This is a genomic window from Capsulimonas corticalis, from assembly GCF_003574315.2.
Taxonomy (GTDB): domain Bacteria; phylum Armatimonadota; class Armatimonadia; order Armatimonadales; family Capsulimonadaceae; genus Capsulimonas; species Capsulimonas corticalis.
Genome location: NZ_AP025739.1, coordinates 5,935,427 through 5,960,154, shown reverse-complemented (window position 1 = coordinate 5,960,154; position 24,728 = coordinate 5,935,427). Strand labels below are relative to the sequence as shown.

Genomic DNA, 24,728 nt, shown 5'->3' with positions numbered 1-24,728 from the left:
CAGCAGTGAATCGATGCTGCTGCTGGAATCCTGCATCTGCGCCAGGAAATCAAAGTCCTGCGCCGGCGGCGGCGTTGGCGGCGGTGTCGCGGCTGGGGGCGCCGCGTTCTTGGCGGGCGTCTCCATGGGGCTGAGAGGCAGCAGATCTCCGTTGTTGACAATCATGGTCGCTTCTCTTCGTTCACAGTTTCGCTATCCCGCGTAGATGACGCGCAGCGATTCTTCCAGGGTGGTCATGCCAAGCAGGATCTTTTCCATGGCGTCGTCTTTCAGGGTCCGCATGCCGGCTTCAATCGCCGCCTCGCGGATGGCGTAGGAGGACGCGCGGGCCAGGATCAGCTCGCGCACTTTGTCGTTGATCGGCATCAGTTCGTAGACGCCGATACGGCCTTTGTATCCGCTGCCCTTGCAGTTGTCGCATCCTCGGCCTCGGAAGAACGTGACTTCCCCTTTGTCCAGCAGATCCAGGTTCATGCCCAGGCGCTTGATGGCGTCCTTGGGCGGCGCATACTGCTCCTTGCATTTGGGGCAGACGGTGCGCAGCAGGCGCTGGGCGAGCACGCCGACGACGGAGGAGGCGATCAGAAAGCTTTCCACGCCCATGTCCAGAAGACGGGCGACCGCGCCGGGAGCGTCGTTGGTGTGCAAGGTGCTGAGGACCAGGTGGCCCGTCAGCGCGGCTTCGATGGCGATCATCGCCGTTTCCTGGTCGCGCATTTCGCCGACCATGATGATGTTCGGGTCCTGGCGCAGCATGGAGCGCAGGCCGGCCGCGAACGTCATGCCGGCGCGGGTGTTGACCATGCTCTGCGTGATGCCCGAGAGCTCATACTCCACCGGGTCTTCGATGGTCAGGATGTTCTTCTCGCCGGAATTTAATTTGGACAGCACCGAGTACAGGGTGGTGGACTTTCCCGATCCCGTCGGCCCCGTCACCAGTATGATGCCGTAGGTGCGCGAGATCATGCTTTCGAACATCTCGAACGTGTAGGGCAGCAGCCCGAGTTTGTTGAGGCCGACCGAGATATTGGACTTGTCCAGAACGCGCATAACGATCTTCTCGCCGAAGACGGCGGGAAGGGTGGAGACGCGGAAATCGTAGGGGCGGCCTTCGATGGTGGCGGAGATACGCCCGTCCTGCGGCGCGCGCTTTTCGGAGATATCCATGTCCGCCATGATCTTGATGCGCGAGGTGATGGACGCCTGCGCTTTTTTCGGCAGGACCATGCCGTCCAGCAGGATGCCGTCCACGCGATATCGGATCCGCAGGCAGTCTTTGGCGGGTTCGATATGGATGTCCGACGCCTTCTCTTGAATGCCGCGCGAGATCACCATATTCGCGAGCCGCACGACGGGGGCCTCGCCGGACATCTCCTTGAGCTGTTCGATCGTGATGCCGTCGTCCGTCTTGTGGTCGTCGGTGAGCGTGATATCGCTGCCGCCCAGGTCGCGCATCACGTCCGTGACGGCGTCCTTGACGTTTACCTCGGTGCGATAGTTGTTGGTGATCGCATTGATGATATCTTCTTCGGTCGCGATCAGCGGCTCGACTTCCTTGCCGGTGATCAGACGGATCTCGTCGATCGCGAAGATATCGAGCGGGTTCTTCATCGCCAGCGTCAGCTTCTTGGGGCTGCGCTCAATGGGAATGACCTTAAACCGGCGGGCGAGCTCCTGTGTGATGGCCGCAATGACATCGTCCTCGATTTTGAGGTCGGTCAGATCGATGTACGGGACGCCCCATTGCTCGCCCAGGCAGCGCACGCGATCGCGCTCGGTGATCAAGCCCATCGATACGAGCAGGTCGCCGATCTGTTCCTGCGACTTCAGCTGTCGCTGCTTGTCGAGGGCCTGCTGCATCTGTTCCGAAGTGACCAGACCGCTCGAAACGAAAATATCGCCATAGGCTGCGGATTGCATGGAGTGACTTTCTTGGGACCCATACGTCCTGGAGACGCGGTCTGTGGCGCGCTCACGGTGGGGAGAACGCCTATTAGAGATTATCGGCGTTTGAGGGGAGGTTCTGTAGACAAAACGGGGCGGCGCTGGCAGTTGGCGTCGCCCCCGTTTGCGTGGAATTTCGGTTCCCGGCAAAGATATCCGTTAAACGGGTTCCTTCTGGACACCGACCTTGACGAAGATCACCAGCTCGTTTCGTGTGTGCGAGTGCTGGTTGTCCCGGAAGAGCTGGCCGAAGAACGGCAGATCGCCCAGAAGCGGCACCTTTTGCACGTTCTTGATGTCCGTGTCGCTGATCAATCCGCCGATGGCGATGGTTTCGCCGTCCTTCACCCGGATCGTCGTCGTCGCTTCGCGGCTGGAGATCTGCGGAAGGCTGCCGCCGCCGGGGACGGAAAGATATCCAGAGATCGTGGAGACCTCGGGATGGATATTCAGCGTCACGTAGCCGTCATTGTTGACCTTGCCCGTCACATAGAGCTTGATGCCGATGTTGACGGAGTCGGTTGTGACGGTCTGTCCGGTCGAGGTTTGCGTGATCGACGAGATATAGCGCACGGTGTCGCCGATGAAGACGGCTGCTTGTTCGCCGTCCACCGCGGCGATGTTAGGATCGGAGAGTAGCTTGACGTCGCCGCTCTTGATCTTGGCGTCCAGGGTGATGTTCGCGAGGCTGGAAATGGCGGTGCGGCCAATGGCTCCAAACTTCGCGATTTTGCCGATATAGCCGTTGTCTCCCAGGGTCGGTCCGTTCGCGTCGACCTTGACGTTGGAGTTGTCAATCATCTCTCCAATTCGGGTCGTGGCGCCGCTTAAGTCCCAGTTCAATCCGATATTCTGAACGCCGCTCAGGTTAACCTCGGTGATCTTGGCTTCGTAGGTGATCTGCTTGGGACGGGTGTCGACCGTGGCCAGGATCGATTTGGCGCGGGCGATGTCATTGTCCGAACCCGTTAAGAGCAGGGCGTGGGTTGTGGGTTTCACACTGACCGTCGACTTAGTCGTTGTGGTCGTTCCGCCCGCTCCGTCCGTCGAGCTGGCCGTGGACGCAGGGCCTCCGGCGCCGCCGGCTGCGGGCGGCGGTGCGCCGACACTGGTGGAGGTGCTGCTGGACGACGCGTCGGCGGTGTTGGGCGCCGTGAGCGTGAAGTTGCGCGATGGGCCGGGTGTGACGATCAGGCTGGGGATCAGCCGGTTCAGCACGGCGAGAAGATCGTCGGCGGCGGCGTACTTGATGTCGTATAGTTCGGTGCGCGAAGAATCGACGCTGCGCGAAAGCCCGCCCTCGGCGTCGGCGACCAATTGCTTCGCCGCCTCGACGTCGCTTTCCGCGCCGGTGATCACCAGCACGCCGCCGCCAAGAGTTCCGTTGACGCGGCCTGCGGAGATTTTGACGTTCGGATAGCGGTCTTTGATTGTCGCGGTCAGGATCGTCGGATCCGAGTAGCTAAACGACACGACCGCCGTGGACGGCGGAACATTGGCGGCGCTGCCCGCCGTGAGCGACGCGATGGAGGCCGGCGAGCCGACCACATAGGTGCGTCCGACTTTCGCGTAAAGGAAGCCGGAGAGCTTGGTGATCAGATCCAGCGCCTCCTCCAGCGTCACATGGGTCAAAGACACCGTGATCGATCCCTTGACGTCGGTTCCGGAGACGATATTACTGTGCGTCTGCATCGATAGCGCCTTCAGCACGTCGTTGATATCCGCCCCGACAAAGTCGAGGGTGACATCCTGCGTGAGATCGGCCGGCGCGGCCGGAGCCGCCTTCACGACGGCGTTCGACGGAAGGATGCGCAGCGTGCTCTGCGGTAGGAAGTTCGCGGCGACACGGACCGGGGCCGCCGGAAGCACGGACGCCGGCGTCAACGCGGCGATGCTGGGCTGGGCCTTCGGCGCGCTGTGGCGGCTCCAGGACTTGTGCGTGTAACCCACGTAACGCGACTGCGGCGCCCAGGAGTAACGAGCGCGCTGCGAGCGGTGATAGGCGGCGGCCTGCGCCGGATGCTGCTGCGCCCAGCGGACGGCCCAAATCGAGCGATGGCTGTGCCTGGGCTGCGCATGTCCGGGGCTCGCGATCGTCGTGGTCAGCGCTGCGGTCATGGCGACGGCGACGATCGTTTGCGTGCGCCGGTCAAAGGCGCGGTTTCCAGTGAAATTGGTGATTAAGTGTTTCATTGATAGGTATCTCCAGCCCGATTCGCGGGCGTCGAATGGGCGTTACGGAGCAATCGGCGTTTCCGGAGCGGCAGGCGCGCCGCCGGCGGGCGCGGCGGCGGAGGACGGCGTCGCGGCGGTGTCGGCGTTTGGCGTTCGCGGCGCGGCAAGGTCTTTCGGGCCGCCAAGCGGCAGGCGATAGGTTTGGCCGTCGCGCTCCAGCTGCACCGCGCCGCGAGAGATATGGTTTACGTGAAGGCCGCCTTCGAGCAAATCGCCTTCGCGGACGATGCGCCGCTTGTCGCCATCACGCAGGATGGCGACGCCGCTGTCTCCGCCCATCACGCCGGTGACGGTCCAGGTGACCGGCGCGGCGGGCGCCGCCGAAAGAGCGGGGGCGCCGCTGGCGCCCGCCGAGAACGGCAGCGCGCCCATGCTGGGCAGCGGCGCCACGTGCGGGACGGGCATCGGCGTCAAGCCCGGCGCCGATTCGAACGACGCGCGGCTCGATGCGCGCGGGGCGGCCGGCGGGGTCGTGGTGACCGGCGGCGCCTGGGTTTTTTCGTAGGCCGCGAGCGCTTCGGCGTCGGCGATCGCCGGCTGGAATGGATCGCGCATCAGCGCGGTCGGCGCGGGAGCCGGAGGAATTTCGGACGCGGCCGCGGCGGCGTCCGCGACTTTTTTCGCGGCTTCGCTGAGCGCGGACTTCGCCACCTTCGGCGACTGGGCCGCCGCCGGCGTCGGCGCGATCATACGGTAGATAAAAAATCCGAAGACGCCTACCGAAAGGGCAATTAGCGCGATCAGCTGCGGAAGCTGTTTTTTCTCAATCTTGTTCATCTGACCTGTTCTCCAAGATCCTGCGTCTTCACTAGAGCGCGCCGACTCCGACTTCGCTGCGCGCGGAGAGCGCCTTCGCTGCGCCGATCGAACCGGCGGCGGTCCTCGCGGCGGCGCCGGTCAATGTCGCGGGCTGCGCGCCCGGCGCGACAAACGCCGAGGCGTTCGCGGCGCTTGCCGGCGGGGCCGGAACGGCGTTCGCGTCGGTCGCCAACGGGGCGGGCGCGACGCCTGGAGCGCCGGATGCGGCGGGGGCGGCCGGGTCGTCATGGAAGACATACGCCGTCAAATGCAGGCTGGTCGTGATCATCGGCGAACTGAGCGGATTTTGATCCGGCCCGGCGGTTTCCGGCCGCATCTGCGCGCTGCTGACCGAGATGATCTTCGGAAACCGTGTCAAGCTGTAAAGAAAGGTCGCCGTGTTGGCGTAGGTCCCCTTCACATCCACGGAGATATCCAGCGTGTCGTACGGCGGCGGCGCCTTCTTTTTCGGATGGGAAGCCGCGTCGGTCACCGGAACGACCGGCGCCGGCGCGGTCGGCATTGGGCGCACGGCGGCCACGGTCAGATGTGTGGACGACGCCAATGTCTGGAGCTGCTGAAGCAGCGTTGGCACATAGGAGCTTTGCGAGACCGACGACTCCAGATCCTGAATCTTGCCGAGGGTTTCGTTGTACGAATCGAGCGTCGTCTGGTATCGCCGCGTGACTTGCTCGCTGCTGCCGACTTCGGCTTCGCGGGTCTGCGCCTTGTTGTTAAGGCTGGTAATCTGGGAGTTGAGCCCGAAGACCGCGCCGGATCCGCCGATCAAGATGACGCCGGCCACACCCGCGAGCGCCTGCGCGACTTTCTTGGGCGCCGCGCCGGTGGTTTTAAGATTTTTGAACATCGGTTCCTCCCTTGGCTGGCGGAGCCGCCGGCTGCTTCAAGTGCACGGTCATCTGGAACGAGACGGTGTCCGTCTTGCCTGTCTTTTGCGATTGGACGTACGCCAGGTCCACGTGATCCAGGCTCGGCTCATGGTTCATATGCAGCATCGCTTCGCCGACCGAGGACTGGTTCATCGCGATCCCCGCGACGCTCAGCGATGGGTCGCTGTCCGCCGGAGCGGCGGTCACGGCGGGGCCTGCGGCGGCCGCCGAAGGAGTGCTGCCCTGCGTTGTGATCGCTGTCAGCCATGTGCGTCCCGGCAGGCTGCGCGTCACCGCGTAGATGCTGTCGTACCAGAAGAGCGTATCGGACTTCGCGGAGGCGAGGGTGGTGACTTTGGGCAGCAGCTTGGAGGTTTCCTGCTGTAAGCCCTGGATCTGGGTCACCTTCGATTGCAGCTTTTGCAGCTTGCCGTCCATATCGCCGATGTGCCCGTTGATGCTGAACATACGGGCGCTCATAAACGTGAGCAGCAGAACGAAGACGCCGATTTCGCCAAGAATGGCGTAGACGATCTTTCGGATATTGTTTTCCTGACGCCGCTTTTCCGCGCGTCGGAGGGCCACCATATTGATTGAAGGCATCTCATTGCTCCTTCAGAAGCTCGCGAGTAGTAATGGAATGTCGCCGCGACTTATGCGGCTTTTGCTTTGACTGTTGGTTTCGACGTTGCTCTGGCGGCGGGTTTGGACGCCGATTCGGACAGCTCCTTGAGCGCCAGTCCGATGCATGTCGAGAACATGGGGCCGTCGTGCTCCAGCACATCGGCCGTCAGGGCCTCGGAGTGGATGCTGGGATTTCGGAACGGACTCCAGACTTCGGTCGGAACGCCGAGGCGGGCCGTCATGTACTGCGCCAATCCCTGCATCTTCGCGCCGCCGCCGCTGATGATGATCTTGGCCACCGAGCTTTCTTCGGCTTCGGCGGAGATGCCCAGCGGCAGGTTGGAGTTGGTCGGGTCCGAAAGCTGCGACTGGTAGTAGTTGATCGACCGGCGCACTTCGCGCAGCAGTTCGTCGATCGCCGGCTGCATCGCCTGCGCCAGGGCGAGCGCTTCGGGATCCGCGTCCGGCGCCATCATCGCGCCCATATCGACCCGATACTTGAGCGCTTCCAGGTCGCTCCATTCGGTGGCGCGGGAGATCGATTTGATCGCCCCCGTGAAGTTGTCGCCTGCGATGGCGATGCTGCGCGTCAGCGCGAACTTGCCTTCGGTGACGATACAGACATCCGTGGAAGTCGCGCCGATGTCGAGCAGCGCGAGCGTGCACGCGCCGACCGCCGCCGTTTCGTCCAGATCGATCAAGGAGCGCTGCATCGCGAACGTCTCGATATCGATGGCGACCGGCTCCAGACCTGCGCCGGAAAGCGCGTTCAGGCGGCTTTCGACCATTTCCTTGGGAACCGCGACGAGCATAACTCCCATCTTGTCGTCTTCGCCGGGGATATCTCCCGTGATTTCGAACTCGATCATGCTGTCTTCGTTCGCGGAGGAGATATACTTGGACGCCTCGTAGCGCACGCCTTTGCGCAGCAGCGTTTCGGACATCCGGGGCATCTTCACATGCCGGACGATGACGCTGGCGCCGCTGATCGCGGCGATCGCGCCGTTGGCTTCAATGTTGTTCAGACGCATCAGGTCGCGGATCGCCTGCGAGACCGCGGGACCATCCACCACGATGCCGTCGCGGATCGCATCCGCCGGAGTCGGACACGACGCCGCCTTGAGGATCCGCCACTGCGTCCCCGCCGCCTCCGCCAGCGCGATCTTGATCATGCGGCAGCCGATGTCGAGACCGACGATGGTTTCTTTGCCGAATAGTTGCGAGAGTCCGAGCATTTCAAGCAATCCTTCCAAGGCGCTGGCGCCGCCCGCCCGTAAAATATTACCGATTTGATTATTGGCGCGGATTGGATAAAACTGGAGACCCCCGTATTCCTGCGGGGAACGCCGTGTTGTGCGGACCGGCCCTGCATGCTATAATGACCTCACAAAACAGTGGGGGTGGAACGCTTTGCCTTTGGAACAGCTGCAGGTATTGAAAGATCTGATCGACGCTCCGAGCCCGTCTGGCTTCGAACAGCCCGCGCAGGAAGTCTACCGCCGCGCGGTCGAACCGTTCGCGGACGAGGTGCATACGGACGTCCTGGGAAACGCGTACGCCATCGTCAACCCGAGCGGCAATCCTAAGATCATGCTCGCCGGCCACTGCGACGAGATCGGTTTCCTCGTCACTTATATCAATGGCGACGGCTACATCTACTTCGGCAGCATTGGCGGTCACGACGCGTCCATTACCGTCGGCCAGCGCGTCTTCGTCCATACCGAGCACGGCCCTCTGCTCGGCGTCATCGGCAAAAAGCCGATCCACCTGATGGAGGAAGAGGAGCGGGGACGCAAGACGATCCTGCACGATCTGTTCATCGATATCGGCGCCCTGGGCGGCAAAGCGGCGGTCGCCGAAAAGGTCCAGATCGGCGATCCGATCACCTACGCCCCGGGTTTCGCCACTTTGAGCGGCGATCTGGCGGTTTCACACGCGTTTGACGACAAAGTCGGCGCCTTCGCGGTCGCCGAAACCGTGCGCCTGCTGAAGGGCAAGACGCTGGCGGCGGCGGTTTACGCCGTGTCGACGGTACAGGAAGAGATCGGCCTGCGCGGCGCGCGCACGTCGTCCTATCTGACCGGCGCGACGGTAGGCATCGCCGTGGACGTGGGCTTCGCGACGGATTATCCGGGCATGAACAAGAACCGGGTGGGGGACGTGGAGATCGGCAAGGGGCCGACGATCTGCCGGGGCGCGAACATCAATCCGCAGGTTTACAAGATGCTGTGCGAGACCGCCCGCGACCTGGAGATCCCGTTCCAGCTCAGCTCGGCCGGAGGCGGCACGGGGACCGACGCCAACGCGATGCAGCTCAACCAGTCCGGCATGGCGACCGGTCTGATCTCGATCCCTTTGCGCTACATGCATACGCCGTGCGAATTGGTGTCGCTTGAAGATGTCCAGAACACGGCGCGGCTTTTGGCGGCGTTTATTGAGCGCGTGACCCCCGACGTCGATTTTACGCCCTCCATGCAGAACCGCCACTCCGGCGTGCGCCCGCCATCCAAGAACGACAAGAAGTCGGAAGAAAAGAAGGATTAACGCTACGTGAGCACCCCTCCCTACTATCAGAACACTCCGCCTCCGTCGAAGTCCAACTCCAGCGGCTGCTGGAAAATCGGCGGCATCGGCTGCGCCGTCGTCCTCCTGCTGGGCGTCGTGGGCAGCGTCTGGATTTTCAACACCTTCAAAGGCGTGCTCCAGTCCACCGTGGGAACCACTCAGAACGGTCTCAAGATTCGGCGGGCCGTCATCGACTATCACGACAAGAAGGGCAGCTATCCGGCGAAACTCGCGGATCTCGTGCCGGATTATCTGCCGAGCCCGACGATCCTGCACGACGCCTCGGACACCAATCCCGATCCCTCGCATATCTCCTGGACGTACCATCGTCCGACCGAAGGCGCTCCGCCCAAGACGCCGCTCCTGGAGAACTCGATCGTGATCAAGATCGGCAATAATCCGCCTGCGCGGACGTCCTTCATCATCAATCTGGATGGCACGACCACCAGCGCCGGCCAGACCGCGGCGCCGCCGCAGTAATGGAGAGGGACCGCGCATGCACGACCGCCGCAATGAAATCCAGCAGCGTCTGACCGGCCGCGATCCGGCGCCTGAGCTGACGCCCTTGCAGCCATACGATGCTGTGACAGCCGCCGATATCGAATATCTGGCGGCGCCCGAGCTCGTCAAGATCGGCCTGCACCTGCTGAACGACGACCTGCCGCGCGCCCACACGCTCGCGCAGTCGCTGGAAGGCGACTCCAGCGCGGACTACTGGCACGCGATCATCCACCGCCGCGAAGGCGACTTCAGCAACGCGAAGTACTGGCTGCGCCGCGTCGGCCCGCATCCCATCCTCGTGGCGACCTACGGAAACGCCGCCGGCGCCGCGCAGTTTGTGGACGATTGCCGGGACGCGGGTGAGGATGACGCAGAACTGCGGGAGAAGCAGCGGCGGGAAATCGCGGCGCTGCTGGAGTATGTGGAGCGGGAAGAGTAGGCGGCTTTCACCCAGCCGTTTCGTCATGCTCTTTCGAGCAATCCTGTTCGAATAGGATTGCCAGCGGTTAAAACCGCGCCTTCAAGGGCGCGGAAGTCCCCCTTCGGGGACTACATTGTCCTTAACGATACCGTCTACTACACGGCTCAATATCAGGCGGTTTTGTGGACGATTATGTAACCCACGAAGGTGGGTTTCCGCGTTCTTAGAGGCGCGGTTTTAACCGCCGGCTTCTCAAGTTTCGCCCCTTTAGCCATGCAGGCTAAAGGGGCTTTTTATGTTACTTGTCTTCCCGTAACTTCGAAGTCGCGGCGCGGTCCGCCATCCATCGCACTTCGCCGCCGGGGGCGGTGACGCCGGCGGCCGGGTAGGCGTCCACGGAGGCGGCCGTTTCCAGGATCGCCTGGACGGGCGCGGCTTTGCTTTCGCCGGCGATGAGGAACAGAGCGATCCGTGAGGCGTTCAGGACTGGGAATGTCAGCGTGATCCGGTCGACGGGCGGCGGGAGGACGCCGGGAGGCGTTGCGACCGCGAGCGCCTTGGTCTCATGCAGGGAGGGCATGCCGGGGAAGAGCGAGGCGGTATGGCCGTCGTCCCCTAATCCCAGCAGCGTCACATGGAACGATGGCGCGGCGCCGTCGCCGAAAAACGCGGTCAGCGTGTCGGCGTACTGCTGTGCGGCCTCGGCGCCCGGAAGATCGGTATGGATCGGGAAGATATGGTCGGCCGGCAGCGGAACGTCTTTCAGGAGCGATTCCCAGGCCATGCCGTAATTGCTGCGCTTGTCGTCGTGCGGTACAAGGCGCTCGTCTCCGAAGAAGACGTAGGTGCGCGACCAATCGATCCGGTCGCGGCGCTCAGAGGCGGCCAGGAGCTTGTAGGTCTGCTCGGGCGTGGAGCCGCCGGCGAGCACGAAGAGAAAACGGCCGTCGGCGGCGATGGCCTGAGCGGCGGCGTCGATGATCGCATCGGCGGCGGCGGCGCTCAGGGCTTCTTTGCTGTCGAAATGGATAACTGTCGGCATATTATGCGAGCGCCTCCTCAATGGCCGCCAGCGCGTCGGCGGGAATGGTCTTGCCCGAAGCGGCGGCGTTGTCTTCGACCTGTGGCGGACGTGATGCTCCGATGATGACGCTGCTGACGTTCGGCTGGCGCAGGCACCAGGCGAGCGCGAGCTGGGACATGGTCATGCCGAGGCCCTCCGCGATCGGCGCCAGCCGCTGCACTTTGGCGAGGATCTCGTCGTTCAGCAGATTGTCGCGGGTGATGAAAAAGTTCTGCGCGGGGTCCACCGCGCGGCTGTCCGGCGGCGGCGGCGCGCCGGGCTTGTACTTGCCGGTCAGAACGCCCTGCGCGAGCGGCGACCAGACAACCTGGCCCAGACCCTCGCGCTCGCTGGCCGGAATGACCTCGGCCTCAATGGCGCGCGCCAGCAGATTGTACTTGGGCTGATTGGAGACGAGGGGGCGCAGGCCGGCTTCACGGCTGTATGTCGCGGCGGCGATGATCTGCTCCGCGCTCCATTCGGACACGCCGGCGTACAGGATCTTGCCCTGGCGCTTCAGGTCGTCCAGCGCGGTGAGCGTTTCCGCCAGCGGCGTTTCGGGATCGTAACGATGGCATTGATAGAGATCGATATAGTCGGTATTCAAACGCCGCAGAGACGCCTCGCACTGTTCGAAGATATGCTTGCGCGACAGGCCGCGATCGTTCGGGCCGTCCCCCATGGGGAAGTAGACCTTGGTGGCGAGCACATAGGACGACCGGGGGTAGGCGGCGAGCGATGAGCCGACGACTTCCTCGGATTTCCCCTTCGCGTACACATTGGCCGTGTCGAAGAAATTGATTCCTAAATCGTAAGCCTTTTCGATGCAAAGCCGCGCCGCGTTATTCTCGGTGGCGCCGCCGTATGTCAGCCAGGATCCGAGCGAGACTTCGCTGACGCGCAGTCCGGATCCGCCGAGATGTCGATAATTCATTCGTTCCTCCAATAATCCGCGGTTAGGTTCGATTTTTCTTCGCGTTTTCCTGTCGGCTTCCTTAAAAATCGCTTTTATGGAAAATCACAAGCAAGCATGACAAAGCGCCCTAAACATGCTATAATCGCTCTGTCGAATATGACTTTGCAGCCAATGCTTGCAAGCGTTTTGGCCTTTGAATTTATTGGGTAAACCTATGTATCGCGGCCTTAGCAAGCGAGGCGTCGTAGGGGAGGTTCGCTCTATTGTTACTCGAGATTGACGTACAGCCAACGCCGGATCAGATCCCGGTTGTCCACCTGAAGGGTGAGATTGACCTGCATACGTGCGGCGCGTTTCGCGACACGCTTCGTGATTTGATTGAAAACAAGCGTTACGACGTCGTCATCAACCTGGCGGACGTGCCATATCTGGACAGCGCCGCTCTGGGAGTGCTTGTGGACGCTGTTCGTCGCGTTCGTGAGCACGACGGCAGCATCAGCCTTGTCGCCACCACACCATTTGTACGACGCGCATTCGAAATTACACGGCTGGTAAAGATCTTCCAGCTGTTTGACGACGAAGCTTCGGCGCTGGCGGAGATCCGCAAGGACAAAGCTGTCGCGGAATAGTTCTTCTCGTGAAGATCAAAAAAGCGCCTCGCCGGGAAATTCCCGGCGAGGCGCTTTTTTGCGTTATGGCTGGACCGACAGGCCCGCCGTGGTATGAAGCGCGTCGCTGACGATCGTGACCGTCTCAATCAAATCGCCCTCATCCGAATCCAAGAGATCCTGGAGAGTCTTCGCATGGAAGAGGGATCGAAAGGATTCCGCGATCGCCGCGCGATCCAGGAAATCGCTCACGCCGCCGTCGTTCACCCGCATCCAGTCTTGCACTTCGGCGTAGACCTGTTCCTCGGACGACTTTACACCGTACATGGCGCCTATGACAAGCGCGCTGGTGAAGCGTTCATACCGCTCAAGCATCGCTTCTTCCAGCGGCGTCATTCCTTGTCCTTGTCCCGCTGGGCGACATAGTTCAGGCGCAGGTCGTTGAGCAGGTTGCGAAGCTCGCGGCGGCCGTTCGGCGGGAAGATCGTCTCGGGCGCCTTCTCCATATGCGTGACGAGGTCCGCCACGACATCGATCGCCACTTTCGCCTGAGGCAGATCCGCTTTGGCTTCGCCGGTCTGCGGATGCGCGATCAGCCCCAGCTTGTGCCAGGCTTCGGTGGCGAGGAGCGACGTCACATATTGCAGCAGCTGGTAGACATCGGGGATTTCATCGCCTTCTTCCTCGGCGTTCCCCGCATCGACGATCTCCGGTTCGGACGCGGCGGGCGCAGCCGCCGGCGCTTCCTCGGCCGCCGCCGAGCCGCGCTTGTCGACAAATGTAAAAGTCTCTTCTTCAGCCATTATTGTCCCTCGGTTCGATAGAACGTTCGCTGATGATTCTAGCACAATTACCGGGTGGTCATCAATATGGAGGGTTACTGTACGAGGCCGCGTGTGACTTTCATAAAGATGTCTTCCAGGTCGGTTTGCTGTTCGGAGAAGCTGAGGATGCGCAGGCCCTTTTCGACGAGCAGGCGATTGAGGTCGGCCTGCGCTTCCAAATCGCCGTTGAAGTCGACATGGAGACGCGAATCGACGGTCCGCACGGCGCGGACGCCGGGAAGGGATTGGGTGGCTTCCGCCGCCGTTTCGATGTCGCCGAGAATTCGTATCTCCAGTGTCTTGCCGCCGGCGACCTGGGACATAATCTCCTGGACATCGCCCGAGATCAGCATTTCTCCGCGCTCGATGATCCCCACTTTGTTGCAGAAATCGGCAAGCTCCGGCAGGATGTGCGAGGAGATAATGATCGTCTTTCCCATCGCCTTCAGCTCTTTGAACAGCTCCTTGATCTCGATGCGCGCGCGGGGATCGAGACCGGAGGCGGGTTCGTCGAGCAGCAGGACTTTGGGGTCGTGGATCAGCGTTTTCGCCAGACAAAGGCGCTGCTTCATGCCCGTGGAAAGCTCTTCGACGTAATTGTCCTTCTTGCCGATCAGGTCCGTCAAGTTGAGAACGTCGTCGATAATGCGCGGGCGGTCATTGCGCGGCAGGCGATATGCGCTGGCGAAGAAGTCGAGATACTCCCACACCCGCATATCGTCGTAAATGCCGAAGAAGGCGGGCATGTAGCCGATGCGTTCGCGCACGGCCTCCGGGTTCGCCACGACATCGACATTGTCGATATACGCCTTGCCGGACGACGGCTTGAGCAGTGTCGCCAGCATCTTGATGGTCGTCGTCTTCCCGGCTCCGTTGGGGCCGATAAAACCGAAGATGTCTCCGGCTTCCAGATTCAGATCCAGGTCCTTGACCGCCGTCAGCCCTTTGTATTCCTTGCGCAGCTTTTCGATTCGAATCACGCTGTCCTGAACCTCCCAAGCCTCAGCCCTCGCGGCTGGGCTTTCGATACCGTCCGATCATGAATGCAAAGATCATCGTCGTCAGCACCGCCGTCAGCGACAGATACATCGTGATCTGCGTGATGTATGCGTCGAGCCACTGGGGATCGCGATTGTCGGGTGTGTTGTAGATTTGCTGAACGGAGTCCATCGTGATGAATGGATTGAGCCACAGCATCGGCGAAATCTGGCTGGGCGTGTTCGAATAGTTCATCGGCTGCAACAGGGAAACCATGATCGAATTGACAACGATCGTGCCCAGGCAGAGGAAGACGACGATCACCAGCGAGGACGCGGTGGCGGCCGGGGTGCGTCGGGCGATGAAAGAGCAGAGCATGCCGATCCCGGAGTAAAAGCCGCTGGATAGCGTCAGCGTCAGGAGCGTCAAAACCGCCGTTATCAGCGAGACGCCTCCCTTGACCGCGACGGCGATCATCAGCGGCGCCAGAATGAGCAAGGCGATGCCCAGCAGCATCTGACGCGCCGTCCATTTGCCCAGCAGGATCTGCATGGGGGTGAGGCGGGTGACGATCAGCCCCTCCCATGTTTGCTGTTCCCGCTCCTGCGAGATCGCGGTGGCCGCAAGGGCGGGGGCGAGCAGCGCGACCAGGAACAGCAGGACATAGGCGATAACCCACCAGATGCTGGTCGCGTCGTCGGCGCGGCCGCGATGGATGAGCGTGATCAGCCGGGCGTAGCAAACTATGGCGAGCACGGTCACAATGGCGCCGGCCCGCAGCAATGTCGCCATGGGGAGCCGCCGCCAGCGCAGCCGACTGCGCACTTCGCGGAGCAGAACGGGATTTTCCGTCAATCGGGGCATCGGTTCCTGCTTATCGAACGGGAATGTGGACGACCACGAGCGTCACGTCGTCCTGCGCGGGTGTTTGTCCATCGACCTTGAGCGGCGGGCCGGCGATATGGCTGTCCGTGCTCCAGCCGACGAGCAGGGCTTCGCCCGTGGCCGCCGAAAACGGCTTTCGGACGCCTTCCGGATCGACGCCGTAATATTCGTAGCTCTCGCTGCTTTCACGTCCCAGCGATTTCGCGAACGCCGCCAGCGCGTGTTTCATTCCCGCGGTCGAATGGACGCGATCCGCATTCGCCTTAGGAGACGGCGCGTGATAGCGGCCGTCGAACGGAAAGACGTCGAAGCCGCCCGTAATGGGATTCTCATTACCCGTAACGGCGGCCGAGCCGCCTGGGGCAAGATCTCCCAGCGTGATCCAGGATCCGTTCCAGTAGAGCGCGCAGTTGTCCAGGGCATACGAGGTGTGGTTGGTGATCGATCCCGCGCACATATTGGTCTGGGAATTGTTTTTCAGGGAGCTGTCGATGGTCCCGCCCAGATCCACCAGCGACTGCACATCGAAGGTCCGCATCGACCACATATTCACGCCAAATCCGCGCACCGCCGACCCGGAACCGCTGGACACATAGCGGACGCCGTCGAAGCTGGACGCCGTTGCGCCTCCCCACGAGCGATTGTAGGTGTGGATCGGCGCGGAGTCGGCTGCGATGGCGGTCGGGTTGGAAAGGTCAAGATCGTAGGTCGTTCGATGCGAGGAGAAGAGACCGCACCCGGAGAACGCGGCGGCCTGCGAGGTTCCGGCGCTGGTTTCGACAATGGTCGCGCGATTGACGAACAGCGATCCGCCCTTCGCGGCGTACGCCACGCCGTAAGCTCCGGCCGACACTACGAGAACGAGCACAGGAATCGTGATCCAGGCCCACTCCCGCCGGTCGATTTTCTTCAAAACGAAGTAGTTCAGCGGCACGAGGATGATGATATACAGTCCCAGGAAAATCGCCACGGTAAGCACGCCCGGAGCGTTTAGTTGTGGAACGTGCAGCACGATATCGGAGATTCGGCTGCGATACCCAAAGCCGTAAAACCGGGGCGAGCCGCGCTCCTCGGTTTGCATGGCGTAAGGCAGCAGCGCCGAGCCGCCGGTCACCACACTGCGCCAGAAGCTGAGCTGGGCCGGGCCTGTCCAGGCGCGGAACGGCGCCGATGTCGGATCGTATGCGATCATCAGGACCGAGCCGGCGCCGTATCGGCCGGACAGCATCAGCGGCGTTCCGTCGGGAGCCTTCTGTCGGATTTCGACGCCGGCCGCTCCAGTTGGGATCATCCGCGTCGCCACTCCGGGGCCGGAGGGCAGGCTTATGGGAACGGCGTCCCCGGCGAATCGCGCCGGCAAAAACTGCTGGAGCGCCGCCGGAACGGCTCCGCCCGATCCCGCGCCGTAGACGACCAGGCGCCCGCCCGAAAGGGTCCACATTTGCAGCGCCTGGATTTGCGCGTCGGAAAGGGAATCGAGCGCCGCGTCAGCGCCCAGCAGCACCGCGTCCACGCCGCGATATCCCGCCGCGCTGTCCGGCAGATCGCCCGGCTGCGCCGCGACGGCCTGCACGGTCGGCGTGTGGAGCTGTCCGGCGCCTGGTCCGACCGCCTGCTGCGAGTTCGCGTCCAGCTTCAAGGCCGGCTGAACGCCCGCCGGCGTGTGGCGCAGGCCGAGCCGCAGTCCGCTGAGAAAACTGGCGCCGACCGGGTCCGAGCCGACACCGACGACAAAGAGGTCGCCGGCCGGGATCGCCGTTCCGGAAAACGGACGGACATGGTAGTTGGCGGTAGTGACGATTTTCGCCGCAATGCGCCCCTCGCCCCGGTCGCCTTCCGCGAACTGAACCGTAAAGTTATCGCGCGTGGGATCCAGGTCGCGGGTATAAACTTGAAATCGCTGCGGCGTATTTTGCGAGGGAGGAATGGAGGCCGGGACCGCGAAGACCTCGGTTGGACGATCGAGAGACGGGGACTGTCCCTGCGCGCTCAGTGAGTCCGCGAACACCTGGATCTGGCCGTGGTAATTTTGGTCGCCGTGGTTCAGCGCCGTGACGGTGACCGGGATCCACGAGCCGGCGCGGTATTTGCCGCCGACGCCAAGATCGGCGTGAAGCGCAAGGTCCTGCGCCCCGGCTCGCGGGACGACCGCCATGGCCGCCAGGAGAGGCAGGGCGACGCCGAGGATCGCGGGATAGTTTATGGGACGGCGACGCCTGTGGGGCTCGCGGTGGTGTCTCGTGGCGCCAATCATCGGCATCGCCGTCCGCCTCTCGTTGTTCCCCAGGCGGAGTGGGGATGGAAGTGATTTCGCTTAACCGCCCGCCGCCGGATCGCCTTCCGGGATATCGAAGTTCGCATAGACCTTTTGAACGTCGTCGTGATCTTCCAGATAATCCATCAGGCGAATCACCTGGTTCGCTTCCTTGCCGGTGACTTCCACGGTCGTCTGCGGGATCATCGACTGCTCGGCGGACGAATATTTGATATTCGCCGCATCCAGCGCCTTTTGCACCGCGTTCAGGTCGCCCGGATCAGTCGTGATCTCAAAGCCGCCGTCTTCCGTCGGCTGGATATCCTCGGCGCCGCCTTCGATGGCCGCTTCGGTGACCTTCTCTTCATCGGCGACATCGGGATCGATGATGATCACGCCCTTCGGGTCGAAGAGGTAGCCGACGCTCCCGGATTCTCCCAAACGGCCGCCGGTCTTGGTGAAGAACGAGCGGACATCGGAAACGGTGCGCTGCTTGTTGTCCGTCAGGCACGAGACCAGCACGGCGACGCCGCCGGGGCCGTAACCTTCGTACGTCATCTCTTCGTACGACGCGCCTTCGACTTCGCCGGTGCCGCGCTGGATGGCGCGCTTGACGTTATCGGCCGGCATGGACGCTTCGCGCGCCTTGCTGATCGCATTGCGCAGCGTGATATTGGTATCGGGGTTGCCGCCGCCGGCTTTCGCCGCCACGATGATTTCGCGGGCGATCTTCGTGAAGATCTTCCCACGGTCGGCATCCATCTTGCCCTTCTTTAGGCGGATATTATGCCATTTACTATGTCCAGACATGCACTGTCACCTTCTTGAACGGGATTTGCCACAAATAGTTTCGCGTGATTCTATTATAGTACGAAGCGTCGGGATTTGGCAACCATACGATATGCGGCGGATGTGTGAGGGGAGGGTGAATGAGATTGAAGTCGGAGGAGGGGTGGCCCTCACCCGGCCCTTCGAGTCACCCTCCCCCAATGAAGTTCATTAGGGGAGGTTTTTGTTCGGCCAATTTCACCGGGTGGCATGCCGGCGGCTTTGCGCAGGCATGGATTGCGTACGAAGCAGAACGCGGCGTTTTCTCTCGATCGCAGTACATGCCTGCGCAAAGCCGCCGGCATGCCACCCAGTAACTCGATTACTCACACGGCTCGGATGTCATCAGGCGATGCAGTTCTTTGAGCGAATATGGATCGGGATCGGGGATGACCGGCGTGGGCTCGGCGCTTCCGGCGGCGTCGTTGGCGATGCACGCGGCGTAGCGGCGCACGGCTTCGATCTGCGCTTGCACGTTTTCCATGGTGCTTTCCGGAGCGGCGGCGTCGCCGGAGGCCGCCGCGAGGGCGAGGTCTTCGCAGAGCGTGCAGATCTGTTCGATGCTCAGCGCCAGCGATTGGCTGGTTTCACGCCATAATTTGATCTGCGAGAGGTCTTCCTGCCGCCGTGATTCCCGTCCCTGCTTGCGTCCGCGAGATAACCAATCCATGGGAAACATGTGAGTCTTCCTTTGCCTTACATTACGTTTGCCGCATCCTGCGGCGATACTGCAATTATCGGAGACGGGAACGCCGGACTCCAGAGCGCGGTGAAAAAACAGGTATTTCATACGACGTCCTGTCCGGGTGTGCTACACTGCATTCAACGCTGACAAGGACGATTTTCTGAAATGACCACTCCTAAAGTCACGGAGCATTTGGCCAACGAGCGCACCTTTCTCGCCTGGGTCCGCACCGGGATCGCGCTGATGGGCTTCGGCGTGCTGATCGTGCGGCTTCGCTATTTCGAATTGCAGCTGGCGTCGGTCGGCGCGCCGGCGCATCATGTCTCGCACGGCCGCGCCACGCTGCTCGGTCTGCTCTTCGCCGTCTTTGGGCTGGTCGCGCTGATGTTTTCCGCGATCACTTACGCCAAAACCCGCGCCATGATCGACGATGGAAATTACCGGCCGCCCAGCCGCATCGTCATGACCTTTGTCGCCGTTCTTTCGCTGCTGGGACTGGCGACAGTGGCGTATCTGCTCGCTTTAGGCGATTAGGCGGCTTTCGCCAACAATTCGTGTGCTATAATGGGTGGCTAAGCACGCCTTTTTGGGAGATAACGAATGCTCGGAAGTGAATTACGCCGTCTTTATCTGGAATTTTTCGAGTCGAAGGGAGCGCTGCGGCTCCCATCGGACTCGCTGGTTCCGGACGATCCGACCCTGCTGTTCACGTCGGCCGGCATGGTCCAGTTCAAGCCCTACTTTTTAGGCACGCAGACCGCGCCGCGCAACAGCGTGGCGACGGCGCAGAAGTGTCTGCGCACGACGGACATTGAGGATGTCGGCGATACCTCGCACTGCACCTTCTTTGAGATGCTGGGCAACTTCTCGTTCGGCGACTACTTCAAACCCGAGGCGATCTCCTGGGCGTGGGAGTTTATCTTCGACGTCCTGAAGCTGGACCTCGGCCGGATCCGAGTGACGGTGTTCGAGACTGACGACGAGGCGTTCGACCTCTGGCGCAAGGTCGGCATGCCGGAGAACAAGATCTTTCGCTTTGACGAGCACAGTAACTACTGGCCGGCGGGCGTCATTTCCAAAGGTCCAAACGGCCCCTGCGGTCCCTGCTCGGAGATCTTCTTCGACACGCAGCCGCACCTGCCGCCCACGCCCGACGGCGTTTGGGACGACAAGCGATGGCTGGAGATCTGGAACCTCGTCTTTACGCAGTACGACCGCGGCGACGGCGGGACGCTGACCCCGCTGCCCAAGAAGAACATCGATACCGGAATGGGCCTGGAGCGCACGGCGGCGGCGATCGCCAACCTGCGCGGGCCGTTCGAAACGGACCTGTTCGCGCCGATCCTGCGCAAGCTGGAGGAACTCTCGGGCAAAACCTATGGCGGGACCGACGACGGCAAGCTGGACATCGCGTTCCGCCGCATCGCCGATCATGTCCGCGCGACGGCGTTCTGTCTGGCCGACGGCGTGCTGCCGTCGAATGTCGGACGCGGCTATGTACTGCGGCGCATCATGCGCCGCGCCGTTCTGGCCGGCCGGACGACGCTGGGTCTGGAGAAGCCGTTCCTGACCGAGATCATGCCGGTGATTACCGAACAGCGCAAGGGCGACTATCCTGACCTTGAAGCGAAGCTGGAGACGATCCTTCGCTACGCCGCCATCGAAGAGAAGCAGTTCCGGCGCACGCTGGAATCGGGATCGGCCCGCCTGAATGCGCTGCTGGAGAGCGAGCACACCAAGACGACGCGCACGCTGAGCGGCGAAGACGTCTTCAGCCTCTTCACGACCTATGGCTTCCCGGTCGAACTGACCACGGAGCTGGCGTCCGAGCATGGACTCCAGGTGGATCAGGCGCGCTATGAGGAGCTGTGGGAGCAGCATCTCAAGATCTCCGAAGGCGGCAAGGAGCGCGAGGTCTTTATTGACAGCGTGATTCCCGAGCTGCGCCAGCAGGAACACAAGACGACGCTGTTCGTCGGCTACAATGAAACGCTGACGCAGGCCGTAGTGCAGGCGATCGTCAAGGACGGCGCGCTTGTCTCCTCGGCCTCCGAAGGCGAGAGCGTGCAGATCGTACTCGATCAGACGCCGTTCTACGCCGAATCGGGCGGCCAGATCGGCGACAGCGGCTGGCTGCGCGGCGAGGACGGCGCATTTGACGTTGCCGATACCCGTAAGGACAGCAGCTACTGGTTCCACCACGGCGTCGTCAGCCACGGCGAAATCAAGGTCGGCGAGCGTCTCGACGCGCGGATCGACGACGGGCGCCGCGCGAACATCGAGCGCAACCATACGACGACGCACCTGCTGCAAAAGGCGCTCAAGGTCGTTCTGGGCGATCACGTCCAGCAGCGCGGCTCGCTGGTCGGCCCCGACCGTCTGCGTTTCGACTTCTCGCACGATCAGGGCATGAAGCCCGAGGAGATCCGCGAGGTCGAGGCGCTGGTCAACGAGAAGATCATGGATGACATCGAAGTGCGCACGTTCGAGAAGCCGATCGAAGAGGCCAAGAACATGGGCGCCATGATGCTCTTCGGCGAAAAGTACGGCGATATCGTGCGCGTGGTGCAGGCCGGCGACTACAGCGTCGAGTTCTGTGGCGGCACACACCTCAAGCACACGTCGCAGGCGGGCCTGTTCAAGATCGTCAGCGAAAGCAGCAGCCAGGCGGGCGTTCGGCGCATCGAAGCCGTCACAGGCAAGTCTGCTTTGGTCCGCACGCTGGATCAAGAGCGGTTACTGAGCGATGCGGCGAGCCTGCTCAAGACACAGCCGATGAACGTGATCGCCTCGCTCGAAAAGCTCCAGGCCCAGCTCAAGGACCGCGAGCGCGAGCTGGCCGTGCTGCAAAAGGCGGCGGCGGGCAATCAAGTGGACGGCTTGATCGAGGGCGCCAAGAGCGTGGACGGGTTCCGGCTAGTGAGCGCGCAGGTCAGCGGCGCCGATGGCGAAACGCTGCGCACGCTGGTGGAAGAGATCCTGAACCGTCTGCAATCGGGCGTTGTGATTCTGGGCAGTGGCGAAGGCGATAAAGTCTCGCTCGCGGTCAAGGTTAGTAAAGATCTGGTCGGACGCGGCGTGCACGCCGGCAACATCGTCCGCGAAGCCGCCAAGATCGTGGGCGGCGGCGGCGGCGGCCGGCCCGACTTCGCCCAAGCCGGCGGCAAAGATCCTTCCAAGCTCGCGGAAGCCCTCGCGACCGCCGAGCGACTGGCTCTGGAAGCAGCCGCCGCGTGACTCGCCTCCGCTTGATCCTTCTCTTCCTCGCGACCCTGCTGCCCTGGACATCCCCCGTCCAGGCGCAGCAGACCGCAGCGCCTGCCTCGCGCCCACACATCCTCGTCGTGATCGCCGATTACCTGACGCTTTCCGATTTTCACAGTCCAAGCGCCCCTGATCTGGCTTCATTCTTTGCGCAGGGCCAAAGCGCCATGATGTCGCCGGGACTGGCGAAAGGGGCCGATCCCATCTCCGATGTCTACGCGACCATGGGCGCGGGCGATAGCATTCGCGTTGGGGAAGTGCTTCAAGGTTCTCTGGGAAAGGCGCTGAGCGCCGCCGGCGTTTCCGTGACGACGATTGGAGACGCGGACGGAGACGACACCGGCCCATATCATCCTCTGAATATATTTCTGCCCGGAACTCACAATCTCGCCAGCGGCTCCGTCGCCGATCCGCTTGCTCCTGGCGGCCGTCGCTGCGATCCGGCTCTTCTGTTTCAATTCACAAAAAACGCGCTTGTATTGAACGATCTGGTCGTCGTTCACGACGGCGATTTCGCCCGTCTGGAGCGTGAAAACCGCGCCGGAGACTTGCTGCCGGCCGCTTACGTTCAGCACCGCCTCCGCGCCATGCAGGCGCTGGATGGTTACATGGCGCTGATCCAATCGCGGCGCGCGGAGATCACCGATGTCACCCATCCGCTCGTGATCTACTTCGTTGTTCCCAGCGCTCCATTGGATTCTCATGGGCAGTGGAATCGCCTGACTCCCTGTCTCCGATCGGTGACTCCGCCGACCGCATCGGTTCTGATGTCGGACACGACGCAGACGCTGGGGTTGGTTGCGGCGCGCGATGTCGCGCCGACGATCCTCGCCGAGCTGAATGTGATCGCTCCGTTTACGATGACGGGCGCTCCCATGCAAGCCTCATCATCCCCCGTCGATTTGGAGCGGCTGGACCGTCTTACCTATCTCAATCAGAAGATCCAGCTGCCGTTCTTTTGGGGGCTGGGCTTTCTGGGCGGGGGACTCGTCTTTTTCGCCGTCTGGTTTTACGTTTCGACGCGCTCTCGGCCGCGCCCAACGGCGCAGCGTACTCTGCAATACGGCGTGCGGATGCTTGCCGCGTGGCCGGCGGCGCTGCTGATGGCGCCGCTTGTTCCCATCCAGACGCCGGCGCAGTATCTGGCGGTGATCGCGGGCGTCACGGCGGTGATTGCGCTGCTGCCGTCGCCGGCCGTCATCGCCATCGTGACCGGGGGCCTCTTGATACTGGACGCCGCGCTTGGAACGGCGCTGGTTTCGCAGTCGGCGCTGAGCGCGTATTATCTCTCGGGGATCCGTTTCTACGGAATCGGCAATGAGTATATGGGCGTGCTGCTGGGGGCGGCGCTGATCACGGCGACCGTGCTGCCGGCGCCCGAGGGAAAACGCTGGCCGTGGGGGCTGCGCTGGTTTGCGCTGGTCGTGTTCGTGCTGTCGTTTCCGGCGTTTGGAGCGAAGGCGGGCGGGGCGATTACCGCCGTTCTGACGTTCAAAGTGATGTGGCAGAAGCGCCGGGGACGCCCGCTTGGAGCCAAGCATTTGCTGGTGGGGCTGGCGATCGGGATCGGCGTCGTGCTGTTCTGGGGAGTGATCGGACATTGGATCGGTGTGCGGCGCACGCATATCGATACGGCGGTGGGCGCTCTGGAAGGGCAGCGGTTCGGGTATATTATGGGAGTCGCCTGGCGCAAAGTCGGATTGGCCCTGCGCGTGGCGCTGCATCCGGGAACGCTGCTCGGCTTGGCCGCGCTGGGAACCTTGGGCGCGCTTGGCTGCTCGCTTCTGAAGAAGCCGCTGCTGCGATTTTTAGAGCGTCGCCCGGCGTACCGATCCGTGCTCGAAGCGGGCGTTGCGGGCTGCGTGTTCTGCGCGCTGGTCAACGATTCCGGTGTGGTCGCCGCGATTTTATTGTTTATCACGATCGTTCTGCCCGTGCTGCACGATCTGCTGGGAGAAGAACGTTGCGATTTGTCGCCCTCGACGTAGGGGAAGTGCGTATTGGCGTGGCGGTCTGCGATCAGCTGGAGATCGCGGCGTTTCCGGTCTGCACGCTGCGCCGGGTAGGGAACCTGAAGCGGGACGTGGCCGCGCTGGCGGCGATCATCGCCGAGCAGGAGGCCGACGCCGTGGTGTCGGGGCTGCCGCTTTCTCTGGATGGCGAGGTCGGGCCGCAGGCCCAGCGTGTGCAGGGATTCGTGCAGGCGCTGGAGCGCGCGTGCGGCCTGAAGACCGTTTACTGGGATGAAAGCATGACCAGTGTCGACGCCCACGAGGTGCTGATCGCGCAGGGCGTATCCCGCGCGCGGCGCCGCGAGCTCGTCGATCAAATGGCGGCCGTATTGATTCTGGACAGCTATCTGGAGCATCGCCGGCGGACGTCGGCGCCGCGCGACGCCATCGTTTGAAGATTCTCGGTCAACGTTGCAGCATATTCCCTTGTACC

At 62.5% G+C, this 24,728-nt stretch carries 23 protein-coding genes; 8 read left to right on the top strand and 15 right to left on the bottom strand.

Annotated elements, in window-relative coordinates:
- Positions 1 to 192: 192 nt before the first annotated feature.
- The 6 genes from D5261_RS25535 to pilM form a co-directional block, all read right to left on the bottom strand.
- Complete coding sequence (locus tag D5261_RS25535) at positions 193 to 1,920, bottom strand: GspE/PulE family protein (RefSeq protein ID WP_119319319.1); 1,728 nt, start codon at positions 1,918 to 1,920, stop codon at positions 193 to 195.
- Between the two features lie 183 nt (positions 1,921 to 2,103).
- Positions 2,104 to 4,137: a secretin GspD/PilQ domain-containing protein gene (locus D5261_RS25530; RefSeq protein WP_119319320.1), complete on the bottom strand. Its 2,034-nt coding sequence runs from the start codon at positions 4,135 to 4,137 to the stop codon at positions 2,104 to 2,106.
- Between the two features lie 42 nt (positions 4,138 to 4,179).
- On the bottom strand, positions 4,180 to 4,956 hold the full coding sequence (locus D5261_RS25525; protein ID WP_119319321.1) for a hypothetical protein: 777 nt from the start codon (positions 4,954 to 4,956) through the stop codon (positions 4,180 to 4,182).
- Between the two features lie 31 nt (positions 4,957 to 4,987).
- Positions 4,988 to 5,845 carry a hypothetical protein gene (locus tag D5261_RS25520; protein ID WP_119319322.1) on the bottom strand — a complete coding sequence of 286 codons (858 nt, stop codon included), beginning with the start codon at positions 5,843 to 5,845 and terminating at the stop codon, positions 4,988 to 4,990.
- Positions 5,829 to 6,470: a PilN domain-containing protein gene (locus D5261_RS25515; RefSeq protein ID WP_119319323.1), complete on the bottom strand. Its 642-nt coding sequence runs from the start codon at positions 6,468 to 6,470 to the stop codon at positions 5,829 to 5,831. Before D5261_RS25515 ends, D5261_RS25520 begins: the two co-directional genes overlap by 17 nt.
- Positions 6,471 to 6,520: 50 nt before the next feature.
- Entirely contained in the window at positions 6,521 to 7,726 is a 1,206-nt protein-coding gene (pilM, locus tag D5261_RS25510; RefSeq protein ID WP_119319324.1) for a type IV pilus assembly protein PilM, read from the bottom strand.
- Positions 7,727 to 7,907: 181 nt separating this feature from the next.
- Here pilM and D5261_RS25505 point away from each other — a divergent pair, with 181 nt between their 5' ends.
- From D5261_RS25505 to D5261_RS25495, 3 genes are read left to right on the top strand one after another with little or no spacing between them, the layout of a single operon-like run.
- A complete protein-coding gene (locus D5261_RS25505) occupies positions 7,908 to 9,035 on the top strand; it encodes a M42 family metallopeptidase (RefSeq protein ID WP_218025471.1) in 1,128 nt (375 codons plus the stop codon).
- A 6-nt stretch (positions 9,036 to 9,041) separates the two neighbouring features.
- The gene (locus D5261_RS25500; RefSeq protein ID WP_119319326.1) at positions 9,042 to 9,536 is read left to right on the top strand and encodes a hypothetical protein; all 495 of its coding nucleotides are present in this window, start codon (positions 9,042 to 9,044) and stop codon (positions 9,534 to 9,536) included.
- A gap of 16 nt (positions 9,537 to 9,552) precedes the next feature.
- Positions 9,553 to 9,996, top strand: coding sequence for a hypothetical protein (locus D5261_RS25495; protein WP_119319327.1), 444 nt, complete (start codon positions 9,553 to 9,555; stop codon positions 9,994 to 9,996).
- A gap of 280 nt (positions 9,997 to 10,276) precedes the next feature.
- On the opposite strand, the gene pgl is transcribed toward D5261_RS25495, so the two are convergent.
- Both pgl and D5261_RS25485 read right to left on the bottom strand, forming a co-directional pair.
- Positions 10,277 to 11,020 carry a 6-phosphogluconolactonase gene (gene pgl, locus D5261_RS25490; RefSeq protein WP_119319328.1) on the bottom strand — a complete coding sequence of 248 codons (744 nt, stop codon included), beginning with the start codon at positions 11,018 to 11,020 and terminating at the stop codon, positions 10,277 to 10,279.
- A gap of 1 nt (position 11,021) precedes the next feature.
- Positions 11,022 to 11,975, bottom strand: coding sequence for an aldo/keto reductase family protein (locus D5261_RS25485; protein ID WP_119319329.1), 954 nt, complete (start codon positions 11,973 to 11,975; stop codon positions 11,022 to 11,024).
- A 245-nt stretch (positions 11,976 to 12,220) separates the two neighbouring features.
- On the opposite strand from D5261_RS25485, the gene D5261_RS25480 reads away from it, so the two are divergent.
- Complete coding sequence (locus D5261_RS25480) at positions 12,221 to 12,586, top strand: STAS domain-containing protein (protein ID WP_119319330.1); 366 nt, start codon at positions 12,221 to 12,223, stop codon at positions 12,584 to 12,586.
- A gap of 63 nt (positions 12,587 to 12,649) precedes the next feature.
- On the opposite strand, the gene D5261_RS25475 is transcribed toward D5261_RS25480, so the two are convergent.
- The 7 genes from D5261_RS25475 to D5261_RS25445 all read right to left on the bottom strand — a co-directional run bounded on the left by D5261_RS25475 (position 12,650) and on the right by D5261_RS25445 (position 19,004).
- Positions 12,650 to 12,961, bottom strand: a complete 312-nt coding sequence (locus tag D5261_RS25475; RefSeq protein WP_119319331.1) for a hypothetical protein — start codon at positions 12,959 to 12,961, stop codon at positions 12,650 to 12,652.
- A complete protein-coding gene (locus tag D5261_RS25470; RefSeq protein WP_119319332.1) occupies positions 12,958 to 13,368 on the bottom strand; it encodes a DUF1844 domain-containing protein in 411 nt (136 codons plus the stop codon). The genes D5261_RS25475 and D5261_RS25470 overlap by 4 nt, the downstream gene beginning before the upstream one ends.
- 74 nt (positions 13,369 to 13,442) lie before the next feature.
- On the bottom strand, positions 13,443 to 14,369 hold the full coding sequence (locus tag D5261_RS25465; protein WP_119319333.1) for an ABC transporter ATP-binding protein: 927 nt from the start codon (positions 14,367 to 14,369) through the stop codon (positions 13,443 to 13,445).
- A 22-nt stretch (positions 14,370 to 14,391) separates the two neighbouring features.
- On the bottom strand, positions 14,392 to 15,222 hold the full coding sequence (locus D5261_RS25460; protein WP_165863892.1) for an ABC transporter permease subunit: 831 nt from the start codon (positions 15,220 to 15,222) through the stop codon (positions 14,392 to 14,394).
- 19 nt (positions 15,223 to 15,241) lie between these two features.
- The gene (locus tag D5261_RS25455) at positions 15,242 to 17,512 is read right to left on the bottom strand and encodes a DUF8725 domain-containing protein (protein WP_119319335.1); all 2,271 of its coding nucleotides are present in this window, start codon (positions 17,510 to 17,512) and stop codon (positions 15,242 to 15,244) included.
- Between the two features lie 54 nt (positions 17,513 to 17,566).
- Positions 17,567 to 18,316, bottom strand: coding sequence for a YebC/PmpR family DNA-binding transcriptional regulator (locus D5261_RS25450; RefSeq protein WP_119319336.1), 750 nt, complete (start codon positions 18,314 to 18,316; stop codon positions 17,567 to 17,569).
- Positions 18,317 to 18,656: 340 nt separating this feature from the next.
- Positions 18,657 to 19,004, bottom strand: a complete 348-nt coding sequence (locus tag D5261_RS25445) for a hypothetical protein (RefSeq protein WP_301002232.1) — start codon at positions 19,002 to 19,004, stop codon at positions 18,657 to 18,659.
- Between the two features lie 180 nt (positions 19,005 to 19,184).
- Between D5261_RS25445 and D5261_RS25440 the strand changes: the two genes are divergently transcribed.
- The 4 genes from D5261_RS25440 (at position 19,185) to ruvX (ending at position 24,690) form a co-directional block, all read left to right on the top strand.
- The gene (locus D5261_RS25440; RefSeq protein ID WP_119319338.1) at positions 19,185 to 19,553 is read left to right on the top strand and encodes a YidH family protein; all 369 of its coding nucleotides are present in this window, start codon (positions 19,185 to 19,187) and stop codon (positions 19,551 to 19,553) included.
- A 66-nt stretch (positions 19,554 to 19,619) separates the two neighbouring features.
- Positions 19,620 to 22,256 (top strand): alanine--tRNA ligase, encoded by a 2,637-nt coding sequence (gene alaS, locus D5261_RS25435; protein WP_119319339.1) that lies wholly within the window; start codon positions 19,620 to 19,622, stop codon positions 22,254 to 22,256.
- Entirely contained in the window at positions 22,253 to 24,271 is a 2,019-nt protein-coding gene (locus D5261_RS25430) for a hypothetical protein (protein ID WP_165863893.1), read from the top strand. Before alaS ends, D5261_RS25430 begins: the two co-directional genes overlap by 4 nt.
- Complete coding sequence (gene ruvX, locus D5261_RS25425) at positions 24,247 to 24,690, top strand: Holliday junction resolvase RuvX (protein WP_165863894.1); 444 nt, start codon at positions 24,247 to 24,249, stop codon at positions 24,688 to 24,690. The genes D5261_RS25430 and ruvX overlap by 25 nt, the downstream gene beginning before the upstream one ends.
- Positions 24,691 to 24,728 lie beyond the last annotated feature (38 nt).

Coding starts and splice junctions, on each gene's coding strand:
- D5261_RS25445 (WP_301002232.1), bottom strand. CDS start 19,004: ATGGATTGGTTATCTCGCGGACGCAAGCAGGGACGGGAATCACGGCGG.
- alaS (WP_119319339.1), top strand. CDS start 19,620: ATGCTCGGAAGTGAATTACGCCGTCTTTATCTGGAATTTTTCGAGTCG.
- pilM (WP_119319324.1), bottom strand. CDS start 7,726: ATGCTCGGACTCTCGCAACTATTCGGCAAAGAAACCATCGTCGGTCTC.
- D5261_RS25495 (WP_119319327.1), top strand. CDS start 9,553: ATGCACGACCGCCGCAATGAAATCCAGCAGCGTCTGACCGGCCGCGAT.
- D5261_RS25515 (WP_119319323.1), bottom strand. CDS start 6,470: ATGCCTTCAATCAATATGGTGGCCCTCCGACGCGCGGAAAAGCGGCGT.
- D5261_RS25440 (WP_119319338.1), top strand. CDS start 19,185: ATGACCACTCCTAAAGTCACGGAGCATTTGGCCAACGAGCGCACCTTT.
- D5261_RS25485 (WP_119319329.1), bottom strand. CDS start 11,975: ATGAATTATCGACATCTCGGCGGATCCGGACTGCGCGTCAGCGAAGTC.
- D5261_RS25520 (WP_119319322.1), bottom strand. CDS start 5,845: ATGTTCAAAAATCTTAAAACCACCGGCGCGGCGCCCAAGAAAGTCGCG.
- D5261_RS25530 (WP_119319320.1), bottom strand. CDS start 4,137: ATGAAACACTTAATCACCAATTTCACTGGAAACCGCGCCTTTGACCGG.
- D5261_RS25450 (WP_119319336.1), bottom strand. CDS start 18,316: ATGTCTGGACATAGTAAATGGCATAATATCCGCCTAAAGAAGGGCAAG.
- D5261_RS25470 (WP_119319332.1), bottom strand. CDS start 13,368: ATGGCTGAAGAAGAGACTTTTACATTTGTCGACAAGCGCGGCTCGGCG.
- D5261_RS25535 (WP_119319319.1), bottom strand. CDS start 1,920: ATGCAATCCGCAGCCTATGGCGATATTTTCGTTTCGAGCGGTCTGGTC.
- D5261_RS25525 (WP_119319321.1), bottom strand. CDS start 4,956: ATGAACAAGATTGAGAAAAAACAGCTTCCGCAGCTGATCGCGCTAATT.
- pgl (WP_119319328.1), bottom strand. CDS start 11,020: ATGCCGACAGTTATCCATTTCGACAGCAAAGAAGCCCTGAGCGCCGCC.
- D5261_RS25455 (WP_119319335.1), bottom strand. CDS start 17,512: ATGCCGATGATTGGCGCCACGAGACACCACCGCGAGCCCCACAGGCGT.
- D5261_RS25475 (WP_119319331.1), bottom strand. CDS start 12,961: ATGACGCCGCTGGAAGAAGCGATGCTTGAGCGGTATGAACGCTTCACC.